At 60.7% G+C, this 16,552-nt stretch carries 13 protein-coding genes and 1 pseudogene; 9 read left to right on the plus strand and 5 right to left on the minus strand.

All coding sequences use genetic code 11. The annotated features are described in order from the left end of the window. From hycE to hycI, 5 genes are read left to right on the plus strand one after another with little or no spacing between them, the layout of a single operon-like run. The gene (hycE, locus tag CWR52_RS17265; protein WP_045908505.1) at positions 1-1,710 is read left to right on the plus strand and encodes a formate hydrogenlyase subunit HycE; all 1,710 of its coding nucleotides are present in this window, start codon (positions 1-3) and stop codon (positions 1,708-1,710) included. A 9-nt stretch (positions 1,711-1,719) separates the two neighbouring features. After that, positions 1,720-2,262, plus strand: coding sequence for a formate hydrogenlyase complex iron-sulfur subunit (locus tag CWR52_RS17270; RefSeq protein ID WP_008499573.1), 543 nt, complete (start codon positions 1,720-1,722; stop codon positions 2,260-2,262). After that, positions 2,262-3,029, plus strand: coding sequence for an NADH-quinone oxidoreductase subunit B family protein (locus tag CWR52_RS17275; protein ID WP_104950236.1), 768 nt, complete (start codon positions 2,262-2,264; stop codon positions 3,027-3,029). Before CWR52_RS17270 ends, CWR52_RS17275 begins: the two co-directional genes overlap by 1 nt. After that, a complete protein-coding gene (locus CWR52_RS17280; protein ID WP_104950237.1) occupies positions 3,026-3,436 on the plus strand; it encodes a formate hydrogenlyase maturation HycH family protein in 411 nt (136 codons plus the stop codon). Before CWR52_RS17275 ends, CWR52_RS17280 begins: the two co-directional genes overlap by 4 nt. Next, positions 3,429-3,884: a hydrogenase maturation peptidase HycI gene (gene hycI / locus CWR52_RS17285; RefSeq protein ID WP_104950238.1), complete on the plus strand. Its 456-nt coding sequence runs from the start codon at positions 3,429-3,431 to the stop codon at positions 3,882-3,884. Before CWR52_RS17280 ends, hycI begins: the two co-directional genes overlap by 8 nt. A 552-nt stretch (positions 3,885-4,436) precedes the next feature. On the opposite strand, the pseudogene CWR52_RS17290 reads toward hycI, so the two are convergent. The 3 genes and pseudogenes from CWR52_RS17290 to ascF all read right to left on the minus strand — a co-directional run bounded on the left by CWR52_RS17290 (position 4,437) and on the right by ascF (position 8,590). Next, positions 4,437-5,577, minus strand: a pseudogene (locus CWR52_RS17290) (IS481 family transposase). 118 nt (positions 5,578-5,695) lie between these two features. Beyond that, a complete protein-coding gene (locus CWR52_RS17295; protein WP_104950239.1) occupies positions 5,696-7,120 on the minus strand; it encodes a 6-phospho-beta-glucosidase in 1,425 nt (474 codons plus the stop codon). An 18-nt stretch (positions 7,121-7,138) separates the two neighbouring features. Continuing rightward, positions 7,139-8,590, minus strand: a complete 1,452-nt coding sequence (gene ascF / locus CWR52_RS17300) for a PTS cellobiose/arbutin/salicin transporter subunit IIBC (RefSeq protein ID WP_104950240.1) — start codon at positions 8,588-8,590, stop codon at positions 7,139-7,141. A gap of 214 nt (positions 8,591-8,804) precedes the next feature. Here ascF and CWR52_RS17305 point away from each other — a divergent pair, with 214 nt between their 5' ends. The 4 genes from CWR52_RS17305 to CWR52_RS17320 all read left to right on the plus strand — a co-directional run bounded on the left by CWR52_RS17305 (position 8,805) and on the right by CWR52_RS17320 (position 13,744). Continuing rightward, the gene (locus CWR52_RS17305) at positions 8,805-9,818 is read left to right on the plus strand and encodes a LacI family DNA-binding transcriptional regulator (protein ID WP_104950241.1); all 1,014 of its coding nucleotides are present in this window, start codon (positions 8,805-8,807) and stop codon (positions 9,816-9,818) included. A gap of 134 nt (positions 9,819-9,952) precedes the next feature. After that, positions 9,953-10,498, plus strand: coding sequence for an electron transport protein HydN (gene hydN, locus CWR52_RS17310; protein WP_008499565.1), 546 nt, complete (start codon positions 9,953-9,955; stop codon positions 10,496-10,498). Positions 10,499-10,503: 5 nt separating this feature from the next. Continuing rightward, on the plus strand, positions 10,504-12,744 hold the full coding sequence (hypF, locus tag CWR52_RS17315) for a carbamoyltransferase HypF (protein WP_104950242.1): 2,241 nt from the start codon (positions 10,504-10,506) through the stop codon (positions 12,742-12,744). Continuing rightward, entirely contained in the window at positions 12,722-13,744 is a 1,023-nt protein-coding gene (locus CWR52_RS17320) for a HoxN/HupN/NixA family nickel/cobalt transporter (protein ID WP_045908512.1), read from the plus strand. Before hypF ends, CWR52_RS17320 begins: the two co-directional genes overlap by 23 nt. 81 nt (positions 13,745-13,825) lie before the next feature. Here CWR52_RS17320 and norW read toward each other — a convergent pair whose 3' ends face one another. Both norW and norV read right to left on the minus strand, forming a co-directional pair. Further along, positions 13,826-14,959, minus strand: coding sequence for an NADH:flavorubredoxin reductase NorW (norW, locus tag CWR52_RS17325; RefSeq protein WP_104950243.1), 1,134 nt, complete (start codon positions 14,957-14,959; stop codon positions 13,826-13,828). Continuing rightward, positions 14,956-16,398 carry an anaerobic nitric oxide reductase flavorubredoxin gene (gene norV / locus CWR52_RS17330; protein WP_104950244.1) on the minus strand — a complete coding sequence of 481 codons (1,443 nt, stop codon included), beginning with the start codon at positions 16,396-16,398 and terminating at the stop codon, positions 14,956-14,958. Before norV ends, norW begins: the two co-directional genes overlap by 4 nt. Between the last annotated feature and the right edge of the window lie 154 nt (positions 16,399-16,552).

Raw genomic sequence — 16,552 nt, forward strand, 5'->3', positions numbered from 1 at the left:
ATGTCTGAAGAAAAGAAAGGTCAGCAGTATCTCGCCGCGTTGCATCAGGCTTTTCCCGGCGTGGTGCTGGAGGAGTCCTGGCAAACCAAAGACCAGATCACTGTCACCGTAAAGGTGAACTATCTGCCGGAAGTGGTGGAGTTTCTCTACTACCGGCAGGGCGGCTGGCTGTCGGTGCTGTTCGGTAACGACGAGCGCCAGCTGTGCGGCAACTATGCGGTGTACTACGTGATGTCGATGGAGCAGGGCGAGAAGTGCTGGATCACCGTGCGCGTCGAGGTCGACCCGAATAAACCGGAATACCCGTCCGTCACGCCGCGCGTGCCCGCTGCCGTCTGGGGCGAGCGTGAAGTGCGCGACATGTATGGCCTGGTGCCGGTTGGCCTGCCGGATGAACGCCGTCTGGTGCTGCCGGACGACTGGCCGGACGAACTCTACCCGCTGCGCAAAGACAGCATGGACTACCGCCAGCGCCCGGCACCGACTACCGACAGCGAAACCTACGAGTTTATCAACGAGCTGGGCAGCAAGAAGAACAACGTGGTGCCGATCGGCCCGCTGCACGTCACCTCCGACGAGCCGGGCCACTTCCGCCTGTTTGTCGACGGCGAAAACATTATCGACGCCGACTACCGCCTGTTCTACGTCCACCGCGGCATGGAAAAGCTGGCGGAAACCCGCATGGGCTACAACGAAGTCACGTTCCTCTCTGACCGCGTGTGCGGCATCTGCGGCTTCGCCCACAGCACCGCCTACACCACCTCGGTAGAGAACGGCATGGGGATCGTTGTGCCGGAACGCGCGCAGATGATCCGCGCCATCCTGCTGGAGGTGGAGCGCCTGCACTCGCACCTGCTGAACCTCGGCCTGGCCTGCCACTTCGTCGGCTTTGACTCCGGGTTTATGCAGTTCTTCCGCGTGCGCGAAGCGTCGATGAAGATGGCGGAGATCCTCACCGGGGCGCGCAAAACCTACGGTCTGAACCTGATCGGCGGGATCCGCCGCGACCTGCTGAAGGATGACATGATCCAGACCCGCCAGCTGGCGCAGCAGATGCGTCGCGACGTGCAGGAGCTGGTGGACATGCTGCTCAGCACGCCCAACATCGAGCAGCGCACCGTCGGCATTGGCCGCCTCGATCCTGAGATTGCTCGCGACTTCAGCAACGTCGGCCCGATGGTGCGCGCCAGCGGGCACGCCCGCGACACGCGTGCCGATCACCCGTTCGTCGGCTACGGCCTGCTGCCGATGACCGTGCACAGCGAGCAGGGTTGCGACGTCATCTCCCGCCTGAAGGTGCGCATCAACGAGGTGTTCACCGCGCTGAACATGATCGACTTTGGTCTGGACAACCTGCCGGGCGGCCCGCTGATGGTGGAAGGCTTCACCTATATTCCAAACCGCTTTGCCCTCGGCTTTGCCGAAGCGCCGCGCGGGGACGACATCCACTGGAGCATGACCGGCGACAACCAGAAGCTCTACCGCTGGCGCTGCCGTGCGGCGACCTACGCCAACTGGCCAACCCTGCGCTACATGCTGCGCGGTAACACCGTGTCTGATGCGCCGCTGATTATCGGCAGCCTCGACCCGTGCTACTCCTGCACCGACCGCATGACCGTCGTGGACGTGCGCAAGAAGAAAAGCCAGGTGGTGCCGTACAAAGAGCTTGAGCGCTACAGCATCGAGCGTAAGAACTCGCCGCTGAAATAAGGATTCGTCATGTTTACCTTTATCAAAAAAGTGATCAAAACCGGCACGCAGACCAGCCGCTATCCGCTGGAGCCGATGCCGGTGGATAAAAACTTTCGCGGCAAGCCGGAACACAACCCGCAGCAGTGCATCGGCTGCGCGGCCTGCGTCAACGCCTGTCCGTCGAACGCCTTAACGGTGGAAACGGATCTCAAAACCGGCGAGCTGGCCTGGCAGTTTAACCTCGGGCGCTGCATCTTCTGCGGCCGCTGCGAAGAGGTCTGCCCGACGGTCGCCATTCGCCTGTCGCAGGAGTACGAGCTGGCGGTGTGGAAGAAAGAGGATTTCCTGCAGCAGTCGCGCTTTGACCTGTGCCACTGCCGCGTCTGCCAGCGCCCGTTCGCCGTACAGAAAGAGATCGACTACGCCATTGCGCTGCTGCAGCACAACGGCGACGCCCGCGCGGAGCATCACCGTGAAAGCTTTGAAACCTGCCCGGCGTGCAAGCGACAGAAGTGCCTGCTGCCGTCCGACCGCATTGATATCACCCGCCACATGAGAGAGGCCAGCTGATGGACAATTTACTTGGCCCACGCGACGCTAACGGCATTCCGGTGCCGATGACGGTGGACGAATCCATCGCCAGCATGAAGGCGTCGCTGCTGAAAAAAATCAAACGCTCGGCCTACGTCTACCGCGTGGATTGCGGAGGCTGCAACGGCTGCGAGATTGAGATCTTCGCTACGCTGTCGCCGCTGTTTGACGCCGAGCGCTTCGGCATCAAAGTGGTGCCGTCCCCGCGTCATGCGGACATCCTGCTGTTCACCGGGGCCGTCACCCGCGCCATGCGCTCGCCCGCGCTGCGCGCCTGGCAGTCCGCCCCTGATCCGAAAATCTGCATCTCGTACGGCGCCTGCGGCAACAGCGGCGGCATCTTCCATGACCTCTACTGCGTCTGGGGCGGCACCGACAAAATCGTGCCGGTGGACGTCTACATTCCGGGCTGTCCGCCGACGCCCGCCGCCACGCTGTACGGCTTCGCGATGGCGCTTGGCCTGCTGGAGCAGAAAATCCACGCCCGCGAGCCGGGCGAACTCGACAACCAGGCTGCGGCCATTCTGCACCCGGACATGGTGCAGCCGCTGCGGGTGAAGGTCGATCGCACGGCGCGCAGGCTGGCGGGCTATCGCTACGGCCGTCAGATTGCCGACGACTATCTGCGCCTGCTGAGCCAGGGCGAGCATCAGGTCGCACGCTGGCTGGAGGCGGAAAACGATCCGCGCCTCAATGAGATTGTGGCGAACCTGAACAGCATCGTCGATGAGGCGCGTATCCGATGAGTGAAACGGTGGTGTTCAGCCAGCTGAGCCGTAAGTTTATTGATGAGAACGATGCCACGCCGGATGCGGCGCAGCAGGTGGTCTATTACAGCCTGGCGATTGGGCATCACCTCGGGGTGATCGACTGCCTGGAGGCGGCGCTGAGCTGTCCGTGGTGCGAGTATCTGGCGTGGATCGCCACGCTGGAGGAGGGCAGTACGGCGCGGCGCAAAATGGAAGGCGTACCGAAGTACGGCGAGATCGTGATCGATGCGAACCACATTGCCATGCTCGCCAACGCCTTTGACGCGGCGCTCGGCAGACAAACCCCGGAGCAGCAGGCGTGGAGCAAAACGTTGCTCGGCATGCTGCATGATATTCATCAGGAGAGCGCCATCTACCTGATGGTGAGGAGATTACGTGACTGACGTTTTACTGTGTGTCGGCAACAGCATGATGGGCGACGACGGCGCGGGTCCGCTGCTGGCGGAGATGTGCGCCGCGAACCCGCAGGGCAGCTGGGTGGTGATCGACGGCGGCAGCGCGCCGGAAAACGACGTGGTCGCCATCCGCGAGCTGCATCCGGACAGGCTGTTAATCGTCGATGCCACCGATATGGGTCTCAACCCCGGCGAGATCCGCCTGATTGACCCGGACGACATCGCCGAGATGTTTATGATGACTACCCACAATATGCCGCTGAACTACCTGGTGGATCAGATCAAAGGTGACGTGGGCGAGGTGCTGTTTTTGGGCATTCAGCCGGACATCGTAGGGTTTTATTACCCGATGACGCCGCCGGTGAAGGAGGCGGTGGAGGTGGTGTATTCACGACTAGCCGGGTGGGTTGGGGATGGAGGTTTTTCTCAGCTCTGAGCAGTGCCGGGTGGCGGCTTCGCCTTACCCGGCCTACCAAACCCATCTCCCTCTCCCTGTGGGCTGAGGAATCCCCACAAAATAATACCAGCACGGACGACCCCCTCTCCCTTGAGGGAGAGGGCTGGGGTGAGGGGGAACATACGGCTCTGGTGGTCATTCCGTTCACTTTATGCTCCTTGCTACTCTGTAAGGACATGACCTGTGAACGTGCCAGGGCGGCTCAATCGCCGCCGCCCTGGCGACCCGGGCTCCCGGCGGTAAATCGCCGCTTCGCGGTGCCTTCGGCTTATTCCTTCCGGCTTGTCGGGGGCGGGCGGAGGTAACGTCCCTGTAAAGCCCGCCCTCTCGGCGCATCCATGCGCCTCGCCCCGGCCGGAAGGCAAACGCCTCAGCGATTTACAGCCGGACCAGGACATCGCTGTAACTTATTCATTTCTCTGAAACAATGTTCATCGCTTCAGGAAAAAAATTACTGGGGATCCCTCAGCCCTGTGGGTGTACGGTCCGGGGACATGGTAGACAGGTGTTCGGGGACATGGTGAACACTTTTTAACATCCTTTACCCATGGTGATCGACTTTTTCTTCAGGTCGATCACCCCCACTTTTGTGCTGTACCACCACACCTCGTAGCGGCCGTCTTCCTGCATTTCCTTCAGCCCGACCCGTTCTCCCCTGAACGCCTTGCCTGCGCTCAGACTGACACCCTGTATGCTCAGTTTTCCGCTGACATCCACTTTCCTGACCTTCACCCCTTCATCGTATTCAGGTGGCGTTACGCTGCCGCTGTACTGCCGCGCTGACGGCTGATACCGCGAGGCCGGTACCGCCATATCCAGCGCCTCGTGCGGGCGTTCAAGGTTATAGACCGTCCGCCAGTGGTCGAAGGCGCGCTGCAGTTCGCCCTCGTTCGCGAACCATTTTCCCTGCAGCACTTCCGACTTCAGGCTGCGGTGAAAACGCTCCAGCTTGCCCTGCGTCTGCGGATGATAAGGCCGGGAGTGCCCCACCCGGATACCCAGGCGCATCAGCCACAGCTCCAGCGCCGTCCAGGTGCCGGTGGTGTCGCCCCACGGGGCGCCGTTGTCCATTGTCATCCTGTCCGGCAAGCCGTAGCGTTCAAACACGCTGACCAGCTGCTGCTGCACGGTCTCTCGCCGTTCATCGGTACAGTGCGCCAGGCACAGGGAAAAACGGGAGTGGTCGTCCAGCAGGGTGAGCGGATGACAGCGGCCACCGCCAAAGGGAAAGTGGCCCTTAAAATCCATCTGCCAGAGCCGGTTCGGCGCGTCATGTTCGAAGCGTCCCGTGGCGGGAAAGCCCGGTGAAGTGCCCGGCAGCAGGCCGTGACGGGCCATCAGGTTATGAACGGTGCTGAAGGCGGATACGGTGCCCCTGGTCTTCAAGCCAGCGCTTAATCTTGCGTGCGCCCCAGCGTTCATGGCGGTCATGGGCCATACGCAGCAGGGCCGTGATGTCGTCAGATGAGCGGTTCGGGGAATGGTGCGGTATGCGCGGGCGGTCCTGAAGGCCGGAGGCACCTTCCTCCATCCAGCGACGAAGCCACTTGTAGCCGGTGGCAGGTGAAATGCCGAAGCGACGGCAGAGGGAACGGATGTTCGCCCCGTCCTGCGAGGCGAACAAAACAAACTCGGTACGTAATGACATGGTATCTCTCGCATCCCAGGGCATAAGCGACTCCATAGACGGGTTCTTATGCCTTAGTTGTAAGTGTCTACCATGTCCCCGAACAAGTGTTCACTATGTCCCCGGACCGTACATGGGAGAGGGCTGGGGTGAGGGCAACAGGCTACTCGAGATCCGCCCCGTTACTCGCAATTACCTTCTTATACCACCAGAACGACTTCTTGCGCTTGCGGTCCAGCGTGCCGTTCCCGGCGTCGTCGCGGTCGACGTACACAAACCCGTAACGCTTGCTCATCTCACCGGTTGAGGCCGAGACAAGGTCAATGCAGCCCCAGGTGGTGTAACCCATCAGCGGCACGCCGTCCTCAATCGCGTCGCCCATTGCGCGGATGTGCTCGCGCAGATAGCTGATGCGGTAGTCGTCGTTGATCTCGCCGTTTTCATCAACGACATCTTTCGCTCCCAGGCCGTTTTCCACCAGAAACAGCGGCTTCTGGTAGCGGTCATACATCATGTTCATGGTGATGCGCAGGCCGAGCGGGTCAATGCCCCAGCCCCACTCGCTCACCTGAATGTGCGGGTTGCGCAGAGATTTGACGATGTTCGCCGCATTGGTGTTGTTTGCGTTCATATCCGCCGAGGCGCAGCGCGAGGCGTAATAGCTGAACGAGACAAAATCGACGGTATTTTTCAGCAGTTCGTCATCGCCCGGGTCTTTAACAATCACGACGCCTTTCTCGCGGAACACGCGGGCAGAATAAGCAGGATAGCCGCCGCGCGCCTGCACGTCGATAAAGAACAGGTTCTCGCGGTCTTTCTCCAGCGCCATCCACACGTCTTCCGGCTTGCAGGAGTAGGGGTAGAAGTTACCGCCCGCCAGCATGCAGCCGACCTGGTTTTCCGGGTTAACCTCGTGAGCGATTTTAGTCGCCAGCGCGCTCGCCACCAGCTCGTGGTGCGCGGCCTGGTATTTCACCTGGTCTTCGTTTTCACCTTCCTCAAACACCAGCCCCGCGCCGGAGAACGGGCTGTGCAGCATAATGTTGATTTCGTTGAAGGTCAGCCAGTATTTCACCAGCCCGTTAAACTCCTCGAAGCAGGTGCGGGCGTAGCGGGCAAAGAAATCCACCATTTTGCGGTTGCGCCAGGAGCCGTACTCCGTCACCAGGTGCATCGGCACGTCGAAGTGGCAGAGGGTCACCAGCGGCTCGATGTTGTATTTTTTGCACTCCTCGAACACCGCGCGGTAAAAGGCAATGCCCTCTTTGTTCGGCAGCGGTTCGTCGCCGTTCGGATAGAGGCGGCTCCAGGCGATCGAGGTGCGGAACACCGTAAAGCCCATCTCCGCCATCAGGGCGATGTCCTCTTTATAGCGATGGTAAAAATCAATCGCCTCGTGGCTCGGGTAGAATTCGTCGTCACGCAGCGAAAAACGCTTTTCCTTACCGAGCTTCACCGCCAGGCGGTTCGCGCCGTGGGGGATCATATCGACCGTTGTCAGCCCTTTGCCGCCCTCACGGTAAGCGCCTTCACTCTGGTTGGCGGCAAGCGCGCCGCCCCATAAAAATCCTTGTGGAAAAACAGACATTCTTACCTCGCTTTCAATTTATGCTTTTGCTGCGTTGTTCTGTACCGGTGCGGTCTGCAGGGCGCGCGCTTTTTCAGCGTCGTCTTCGACCGGAATATCCTCAAAGCCCAGTATCAGAGTCAGAACAAACGACAGCACCACTGCCAGACCCATCACGCCAAACACCCAGACGATGGTCATCGGGTTCGCCGGGTCGAAGAACTGTACGCTGGTAAACAGCCCCGGTGCCGCCATCGAGTGGCTGGCAAGACCCGCGATACCGGCAACCGCGCCGCAGATAAAGCCGCTGATCAGGCTGGCAATCAGCGGGCGTTTCAGACGTATTGCGACGCCGTACAGGGCCGGTTCAGAGATCCCCGCCATGATGGCGGAGGCCGCCGCCGCCAGCGCCGTCTGGCGCAGTTCCGGGTTTTTGGTTTTCCACGCCACCGCCAGCGACGAACCGCCGAGCGACAGGTTGGCGCCAATTTCCGACGGCATCACCATCCCTTCCTTGCCCGTCTCGGCAATGGTCTGAATGATGGTTGGCGTAAACACGCGGTGCATGCCGGTCATGACCAGCAGCGGCCACAGCGCGCCCATGATGGCCACGGAGAGCCAGCCCAGATAGCCGTGAATGGTGTAGACCAGCGCGGAAATCGCACTACCGATCCAGATGCCCAGCGGTCCAATCAGCACGATGGCGAGCGGGGCGGCAATCAGCACGATCAGCATCGGCTTGAGGAAGTTTTTCGTCACCGCCGGGGTAATGCGATCCACCCAGCGCTCGATGTACGACAGGCACCAGGTCATCACCAGCGCGGGGATGACGGTGTAGGTGTATTTCACCGCCGTCACCGGGATAAACGCGAACTCAACGTGCTCACCCTGCGCGGCTTTCGCCATCAGCTCGATAAAGCTCGGATGCACCAGCACACCCGCAATGGCTATCGCCAGCGACATGTTGGTTTTGAATTTCACCGCCGCCGAGGCCGCCACCATCAGCGGCAGGAAGAAGAACGCGCCGTCGCCGATGACCGTCAAAATGGTGAGCGTCGGTGCGCCTTTGGGCAGCACGCCGGTCATCTCAAGGATCATCGCCAGCAGCTTGACCATTGAGCCGCCGATGATCGCCGGGATCAGCGGGGACATGGTGCCGATCAGCGCGTCGAGGATCCCGGCGCCAATGCGGCGCAGCGTCAGCTTCTGCGGGCCTTCCGGCACCGCAGGCTGCAGGTCAGCGGGCAGCAGGCTTACCACCTCGCGGTACGCCTGAGAGACGGTATTGCCAATAATCACCTGGCACTGGTTGTCGTTGCGCACCACGCCGAGCACGCCGCTGATGCTTTTCAGACGCGCGGCGTCGGTGAGGCTTTCATCTTTCAGAACAAAACGCAGTCGCGTCATGCAGTGGGTGACGGCGACGATGTTCTCTTTGCCGCCCAGCGCGCTGATAACGTCGTTCGCCAGCGCAGCGTAATTTTTGGCCATCGGATGTGATCCTGTTATCGTTGTGTGAAATGTAGGAAACCGGTTCCACATAATCATCATGAGTTTTTATGAATGAAACAAGATCGCTTTTTGACCATTTTTTTATTTCGTGACGCCGATCACCAGCAGGAACCCAAAGCGTGATGTCGCCGCTGCGACAATTTTTCTGCAGTGCAGTACACTGCGTTCCATCAGATTCAGACGGAATAACAACATGACCACGATGCTTGAAGTGGCGAAGCGGGCAGGCGTTTCGAAAGCGACGGTATCCCGGGTGCTGTCGGGCAATGGCTATGTCAGCCAGGAGACCAAAGACAGGGTGTTTCAGGCCATTGAAGAGAGCGGCTATCGCCCAAATTTACTGGCGCGCAACCTGGCGACCAAACGTACCCAGACCCTGGGGCTGGTAGTGACCAACACCCTTTATCACGGCGTCTACTTTAGCGAACTGCTGTTTCACGCCGCGCGCATGACCGAAGAGAAAGGGCGACAGCTGATCCTCGCGGACGGCAAGCACAGCGCCGATGAGGAGCGCGAGGCGATCCAGTATCTGCTCGATATGCGCTGCGACGCGGTGATCATCTATCCGCGTTTTCTGAGCGTGGATGAGATGGATGCGATCGTCGAGAAATGCGAGCAGCCGATTATGGTGCTCAACCGCCGCCTGCGGAAAAACAGCAGCCACAGCGTGTGGTCCGATCATAAAGCCTCCAGCCAGGACGCGGTGTCACAGCTGATTGCGAAAGGGCATCGTGAGATCGCCTTTATCACCGGCTCGCTGGATTCTCCCACCGGGGTAGAGCGTCTCTCCGGCTATAAGGACGCGCTGGCGCAGCACGGTATTCCGCTGCGCGAGGGGCTGATTGCGCAGGGGAAGTGGAACCCCGCCAGCGGCGCGGCGGCGGTGTCCGAACTGCTTGCTCGCGGTGAGCGCTTTACGGCGCTGGTGGCGAGCAATGACGATATGGCCATCGGTGCCATGAAGCAGCTGCACGACAGCGGCGTGGCCACGCCGGACGCGGTGTCGGTGATCGGTTTCGACGATGTGGCCATCGCGCCTTACATTGTGCCGTCGCTCTCCAGCGTCCGCATCCCGGTAACGGAAATGATCAAAGAGACCATCAGCCGCCTGATCTTCATGCTCGACGGCGGTGAATTTAAATATCAGCAAATTTTCTGCGGCGAGCTTGTCCTGCGCGACTCGGTTATTGACGGCCCGCACCGCTGATGTCGACAGCCGTCATCGTCATAAGTGACGATGACGGCACCGCTTTAATTTTTAAAATCAAATAAAATCAATAAGTTAATTATTGGCACGGTTTATGAATATCTCCGCGCATAACTGTAATGCTGGAGAAGCAGATGAACCGTTTTATTATGGCCGATGCCAGTAAATGTATTGGTTGCCGTACCTGTGAAGTGGCGTGTGTGGTTTCCCATCAGGCGGAGCAGGACTGCGCGTCGCTTACCCCTGACACCTTCCTGCCGCGCATCCACGTCATCAAAGGCGTGAATATTTCCACCGCCGCCATCTGTCGCCAGTGCGAAGACGCACCGTGCGCGAACGTCTGCCCGAACGGGGCGATTAAACGCGAGAAAGGCTTTGTGCACGTGATGCAGGAGCGCTGCATTGGCTGCAAAACCTGCGTGGTCGCCTGTCCGTATGGCGCGATGGAGGTGGTGGTCCGTCCGGTAGTGCGCAACAGCGGTATGGGGCTGAGCGTGCGCGCGGAGAAAGCCGAAGCCAACAAATGTGACCTGTGCTACCACCGTGAGGCCGGCCCGGCCTGTATGGAAGCCTGCCCGACACACGCGCTGGTCTGCGTGGATCGCGACAAGCTTGAGCAGATGAGCGCCGAAAAGCGCCGCCGCGCGGCGTTCGACACCTCGTCATCACTGCTGTTCTGAACCGTATGAGCAGTAACGGCGTTCAGCTGCGGGTGCGCGGCAAAGTGCAGGGCGTCGGGTTTCGTCCCTTCGTCTGGCAACTGGCGCAGGCGCTTCAGTTGACCGGTGACGTCTGCAATGACGGAGAGGGCGTGCTGGTGCGCCTCGCGGGTAATGGGGGGGCCTTTACCGCGAGGCTGCATCAGGACTGCCCGCCGCTGGCACGCATTGACCGCGTGGAAGCGCAGCCGTTTACCTGGTCGCGCGTGCCGGAGGACTTTACCATCCGCCACAGCGCGGCCGGGACGATGGACACCCAGATTGTCCCCGATGCGGCGACCTGCCCGGCGTGTCTGGCTGAGATGAGCGACCCACGCGAACGCCGTTATCGCTATCCGTTTATCAACTGCACCCACTGCGGGCCGCGGTTTACCATTATCCGCGCCATGCCCTACGACCGCCCGGCCACGGCAATGGCGCAGTTCCCGCTCTGTGGGCCGTGTGAAGCCGAGTACCGCAATCCTGTCGACCACCGTTTTCACGCCCAGCCGGTCGCCTGCCCGGACTGCGGGCCAGCGCTTATGTGGCGTGCGGGCGACGTGAATGCTGAGCGCGAGGCTGCGCTGCGCGCGTCGGTGGCGATGCTGAAAAGCGGCGGTATTGTCGCCGTCAAAGGGCTGGGGGGCTTTCACCTCGTCTGCGACGCGCGTAACCCGCAGGCGGTTGCGACGCTTCGGTCACGCAAGCAGCGGCCCGCGAAGCCGCTGGCGGTGATGATCCCGCATGCGGATGACCTGCCGGAGACGGTTCAGACGCTGCTACGCTCACCCGCCGCACCCATTGTGCTCACGCCAAAAGCCTGGCTGCCCGCGTTCCCGGAAGGTATCGCACCCGGTCTGGATTCCGTGGGCATCATGCTTCCTGCGAACCCGCTGCAGCACCTTCTGATGGTGGACTGCCAGCGCCCGCTGGTGATGACCTCCGGCAACCTCAGCGGCAGACCACCTGCCATCACCAACCGGCAGGCGCTGGATGAGCTCAGCGGCATCGCGGACGGTTTCCTGCTGCATAACCGCGATATTCTGCAGCGGATGGACGATTCGGTGATGGATCGGGACGGTGCGATGCTGCGCCGCGCGCGCGGTTTTGTGCCCGATGCCATCACGCTGCCTGCCGGGTTCGACAATATCCCCGCCATGCTGTGCACCGGGGCGGAGATGAAAAACACCTTCTGCCTGGTGCGTGGGAATCAGGCGGTGCTGAGCCAGCATTTTGGCGATCTCGGTGACGAGGGTGTGGAAGCGCAGTGGCGTTCCGCGCTGTCGGTGATGCAGGACATTTACGCCTTTCAGCCGGCGCGCGTGGTGTGCGATGCCCATCCGGGGTACCGCGCTCGTCAGTGGGCGCAGGCGCAGGCGTTGCCCCTTGACGAGGTACACCACCATCACGCCCACGCCGCGGCGTGCCTGGCCGAAAACGGCTGGCCGCGCGATGGCGGAGACGTTATCGCCCTGACGCTGGACGGGATCGGTATGGGGGAAAACGGCGCGCTGTGGGGCGGAGAGTGCCTGCGGGTCAGCTATCTCGACTATGCGCATTTGGGGGGGCTGCCTGCCGTTGCGCTGCCGGGTGGCGATCTGGCGGCGCGGCAGCCGTGGCGCAATCTGCTCGCCCACTGCCTGGCGTTTGTACCCGACTGGCAGCAGTACCCCGAAACCCATGCGGTTCAGCGCCAGAACTGGCCGTTGCTGGCGAGGGCGATCCAGCGTGGCCTCAACGCGCCGCGAGCGTCTTCCTGTGGTCGCCTGTTTGATGCAGTCGCCTGCGCGCTGGGTATCGAAACCCAATCCTGGGAAGGTGAGGCCGCCTGTCGGCTGGAAGCACTGGCATCGCAGTGCGCGGGTGTCGACCATCCGGTGACGCTGGAAGTGGATAACCTCGCGCTTTTCTGGCAGCAGTGGCTGAGCTGGCAGGCGGAGCCCGGCGCGCGCGCCTGGGCGTTTCACGACGCGCTGGCAAAAGGGCTGGCGGAGCTCGCCGCGCTCCATGCCCGGCGCCTGTCGCTGTCGACAATCTGTCTCAGCGGCGGGGTATTACACAACCGTCTGCTGTGCGCGCGTCTGCGTCATTATCTTTCTGACTTTACGCTTCTTTTTCCTTCGCGCCTGCCCGCAGGTGACGGAGCGATCTCCTTCGGGCAGGCGGCGATCGCCGCCGCCCGGTCATGTTTACAAAGGACTAAAAATGTTACGACTGTTACGCAATGAACCTCGCGCCGCGCTCCTGCTGCTGGCTCTGGTAATGGCAAACCTGCTGGCCTGGGGATGGGCATGGCACACCTTTAGCGGCAGCACGGCGTTGATGGCGGCAAGCCTGCTGGCGTGGTGCTACGGACTGCGTCATGCGGTGGACGCTGACCACATTGCAGCCATAGATACCGTGACGCGTAAGATGATGCAGCAGGGCAAACGCCCGTCCGGCGTGGGGGCGTGGTTCTCGCTGGGCCACTCCACCATCGTAGTGCTGGCCTCCATTGCCATCGCCGCTACCGCCACGGCGTTTCAGAAGAACATGGCGTGGTTCCACGAAACCGGCAGCCTGATTGGTACCGCCGTTTCCGCGACCTTCCTGCTGGCGATGGCGCTGGTGAATATGGTGATCCTGCGCGGCGTCTGGCGCAGTTTTCAGGCGCTGAAACACGGCAGGCCCGTGCAGGACGACATCACGCTACCGGCTCAGGGCGGCGTCATGAACTGGCTGTTTGGCAAGACCTTCCGCCTCGTCAATAAAAGCTGGCAGATGTACCTGGTTGGCTTCCTGTTTGGTCTCGGCTTTGATACGGCCACCGAGATCGGCGTGCTGGGGATCTCTGCCGCCAGCGCGTCCAGCGGGATGTCGGTGTGGTCAATCATGATCTTCCCGGCACTCTTCGCCAGCGGCATGGCGCTGGTGGATACCCTCGACAACCTGCTGATGGTCGGCGCCTACGGCTGGGCGTTTAACAAGCCGCAGCGCAAGCTCTACTACAACATGACCATCACCGGCACCTCCGTGGTGGTGGCGCTGTTTATCGGCGGGCTGGAAGCGCTGGGTCTGCTGATGGATAAATTTGCCCTCAGCGGCGGCCTCTGGGATCTGATTGGCACGGTGAACGACAATCTGGGCAACGCCGGGTTTGTCGTCGTGGGTCTGTTTGTCGCCTGCTGGCTGATTTCCATGGCGAATTACCGCTGGCGCGGCTACGACGCGCTGGTGGTACGTTCCTGAACGACCCAGCCCGGTGGCGCGACGCTTGCACGGGTCTGCATCTAGGCCGGGTAAGCGGAGCGCTACCCGGCATTACGAGGATTAAGCAGGGAGCGATTTCAGCAGGGCGAAGGCCTCTTTCATCCTGTCTTCACTGACGACAAAGGCGCGCATCTGACCGTCAGCATCGATGCCGCGCGCCACCATGCCCTGCGGCGAAAGGGCAATCTGCCAGTTCAGATCCTGACGCTGCGTTTCACCAGCAAGATGCAGCGGTAATGCCGGCGTTTTCACTTTGACCAGCATGGCGGGTAATTTCACCGGCGTAGTGCCGCCGAGCAGGTTTTTCGCCAGAGACAGCGCGCTTAATTGAATCGGCTGTAAAAAGGGCAGCACCTGGCCGTTAATTTCCGCGCAGTCGCCCAGGGCATAAATGTCCGGCTGCGTGGTTTGCAGGTAGCAGTCTACCTTCACGCCGCGGTTAATTTCGGCGCCTGCGCGGTGCGCCAGCGCCGTTTCCGGGCGCAACCCTGTCGCCGCAATCACCACATCCACTTCCACGCTGCGGCTGCGGTCGAGCGTTGCACGTATGCCGCTGCCGGTTTTGCTCAGGCTCTGCAGCTGCGATTTCAGCAGCAGATGGACGCCCATGTCGGTCAGATGATGCTGTAAGCGGCTGCTCACTTCAGCGGGCATCAGCGCCGACAGAATGCAGGCCGCGTGGTCAACCAGGGTGACGGATTTACCCGCCCGACAGAAATCCATCGCCAGTTCGGTGCCGATCAGCCCGCCGCCGACAATCATCACCCGCGTGGCGTCGTGAAGCGCCGTTTCGCTGGCCTGATACGCCTGCTGGCTGTTGAGCGTGACCATCAGCTCGCGACCCTCAACCGGCGGCACAAATGCAGAGGCACCCGTGGCCAGCACCAGCTTGTCGTACTGCCAGGTTTTATCTTTCGCTTTCACCAGACGGGCGTCGGCGTCGATATCGGTGACCCAGGTGTACGGAAACAGACGCAGGTTAAACTGTTCTGCGAACGCCCCCGCCGTCTGGCGGGTGAGATCGTCGGCGCGCTGGTTCTGGCTAATGACGTGGCTTAAATCAGGCTTGTTGTACTCGTCCATGCTGTCGGCGGCGATCAGCGTCAATGGCACGTGAGCATCCTGTTTGCGGATATTTTTCACCAGCTGGCGGGCGGCAAAGCCCGAGCCGATAATGACGATGCCGTGGTTCATTTTGCCTCCGTTGCCAGTTCATCAAAGACGTCTTTGCCGAGGGAACATTCCGGGCAGAGGAAGCTGTCCGGCACCTCGCGCCACGGCGTGCCCGGGGCGACATCCTGCAGCGGCTCGCCCCGTTCCGGGTCGTAAATCCACTGGCAAACGCTGCACTGCATGCATGGACCGAGGTCGGCAGCGGCAGCTTTTGCTTCGGCTTCCGGCGCAACCGCCGCGGCGGGGGCGGTTTCCGGCAGCGGTGCGATCGCCCACTGACGGGCAATGTCGCGGCCGTGCTGGCGGCAGATTTCCAGGGCGTCGATATCCGGCCGCCATTTCGCTTTCAGGCTCATGGACATCTCAAAGCCCGCATCCTGTAAGCGGGTGGAGAGACGGTCTACCGCGCCGCCGCTCCAGCCGTGGGAGCCAAAGGCGCTGGCGCGCTTGTTGCGAAAACGCAGGCCGGTCATCTCTTCGACCAGACCGGCAATCTTCGGCATCATTACGTTATTCATGGTGGACGTACCCACCAGCACCCCTTTTGAGCGGAAGACGTTGGTGAGGATCTCGTTTTTATCACTGCGCGCTATGTTGAAGATTTTCACCGCTACATTCGGATCCACTTCGTTGATGCCCTGGGCAATGGCGTCCGCCATCATGCGGGTGTTGTTGGACATGGTGTCGTAGAAGATCGTGATGCGGTCTTCCTGATAATCCGCCGCCCATTTCAGGTACAGCTCCACGATCTGGGTGGGATTTTCACGCCACACCACGCCGTGAGAGGTGGCAATCATCTCCACCGGCAGGTTAAAGCCGAGGATCTCGGTGATTTTAGGCGTCACCAGGCGGCTGAACGGCGTCAGGATGTTGGCATAGTAGCGCTGACACTGCTCGAACAGCTCGGTCTGGTCCACTTCGTCGTTGAACAGACGCTCGTCGCAGTAGTGCTGGCCGAAGGCGTCGTTGCTGAACAGCACCGCGTCGCCGGTCATGTAGGTCATCATGCTGTCCGGCCAGTGCAGCATCGGGGTTTCCACGAAGATCAGCTGTTTGCCGTTGCCGATATCCAGCGCGTCGCCCGTTTTCACGGTGTGGAAGTTCCACTCCGGATGGTGGTGATGACCGTTGATCGAGTCGATGGCGTTGGTGGTGCAGTAGATCGGCGTGTCCGGAATATACGACATCAGCTCGGTCAGGGCACCGGCATGATCCTCCTCCGCATGGTTGATGATGATGTAGTCGATGGCGTTCAGGTCGATTTCACCGCGCAGGTTCTGCACGAACTCGCGGCTGAACTTGTGATCGACGGTATCGATCAGCACGTTTTTTCCTTCGCGGATGAGATAGCTGTTGTAGCTGCTGCCGCGCAGCGTTTTATATTCCGTCCCGTGGAAATCGCGCACTTCCCAGTCACGTTGACCCACCCAATGAATGTTATTTTTAACCAGAATAGACATAGCAAACCTCAGCGTAATATCGCGTTTTTCAAATAGGATGGTTTGCTTATATCAAGCAGCGTGCCAACTTTTAATTTATTGATTTTTATAAATTAATATTTAGGTGATCCGTAGTGGGTAGTCATTATGACTATCCAGAACAGTGTCACTATGA

Source organism: Enterobacter sp. SGAir0187, assembly GCF_002952735.2.
Taxonomy (GTDB): domain Bacteria; phylum Pseudomonadota; class Gammaproteobacteria; order Enterobacterales; family Enterobacteriaceae; genus Enterobacter; species Enterobacter quasiroggenkampii.

Excerpts from the sequence above, each read along its gene's own strand:
- hycE (WP_045908505.1), top strand. The coding sequence starts at position 1 with ATGTCTGAAGAAAAGAAAGGTCAGCAGTATCTCGCCGCGTTGCATCAG.
- CWR52_RS17270 (WP_008499573.1), top strand. The coding sequence starts at position 1,720 with ATGTTTACCTTTATCAAAAAAGTGATCAAAACCGGCACGCAGACCAGC.
- CWR52_RS17275 (WP_104950236.1), top strand. The coding sequence starts at position 2,262 with ATGGACAATTTACTTGGCCCACGCGACGCTAACGGCATTCCGGTGCCG.
- CWR52_RS17280 (WP_104950237.1), top strand. The coding sequence starts at position 3,026 with ATGAGTGAAACGGTGGTGTTCAGCCAGCTGAGCCGTAAGTTTATTGAT.
- CWR52_RS17295 (WP_104950239.1), bottom strand. The coding sequence starts at position 7,120 with ATGTCTGTTTTTCCACAAGGATTTTTATGGGGCGGCGCGCTTGCCGCC.
- ascF (WP_104950240.1), bottom strand. The coding sequence starts at position 8,590 with ATGGCCAAAAATTACGCTGCGCTGGCGAACGACGTTATCAGCGCGCTG.
- CWR52_RS17305 (WP_104950241.1), top strand. The coding sequence starts at position 8,805 with ATGACCACGATGCTTGAAGTGGCGAAGCGGGCAGGCGTTTCGAAAGCG.
- hydN (WP_008499565.1), top strand. The coding sequence starts at position 9,953 with ATGAACCGTTTTATTATGGCCGATGCCAGTAAATGTATTGGTTGCCGT.
- hypF (WP_104950242.1), top strand. The coding sequence starts at position 10,504 with ATGAGCAGTAACGGCGTTCAGCTGCGGGTGCGCGGCAAAGTGCAGGGC.
- CWR52_RS17320 (WP_045908512.1), top strand. The coding sequence starts at position 12,722 with ATGTTACGACTGTTACGCAATGAACCTCGCGCCGCGCTCCTGCTGCTG.
- norW (WP_104950243.1), bottom strand. The coding sequence starts at position 14,959 with ATGAACCACGGCATCGTCATTATCGGCTCGGGCTTTGCCGCCCGCCAG.
- norV (WP_104950244.1), bottom strand. The coding sequence starts at position 16,398 with ATGTCTATTCTGGTTAAAAATAACATTCATTGGGTGGGTCAACGTGAC.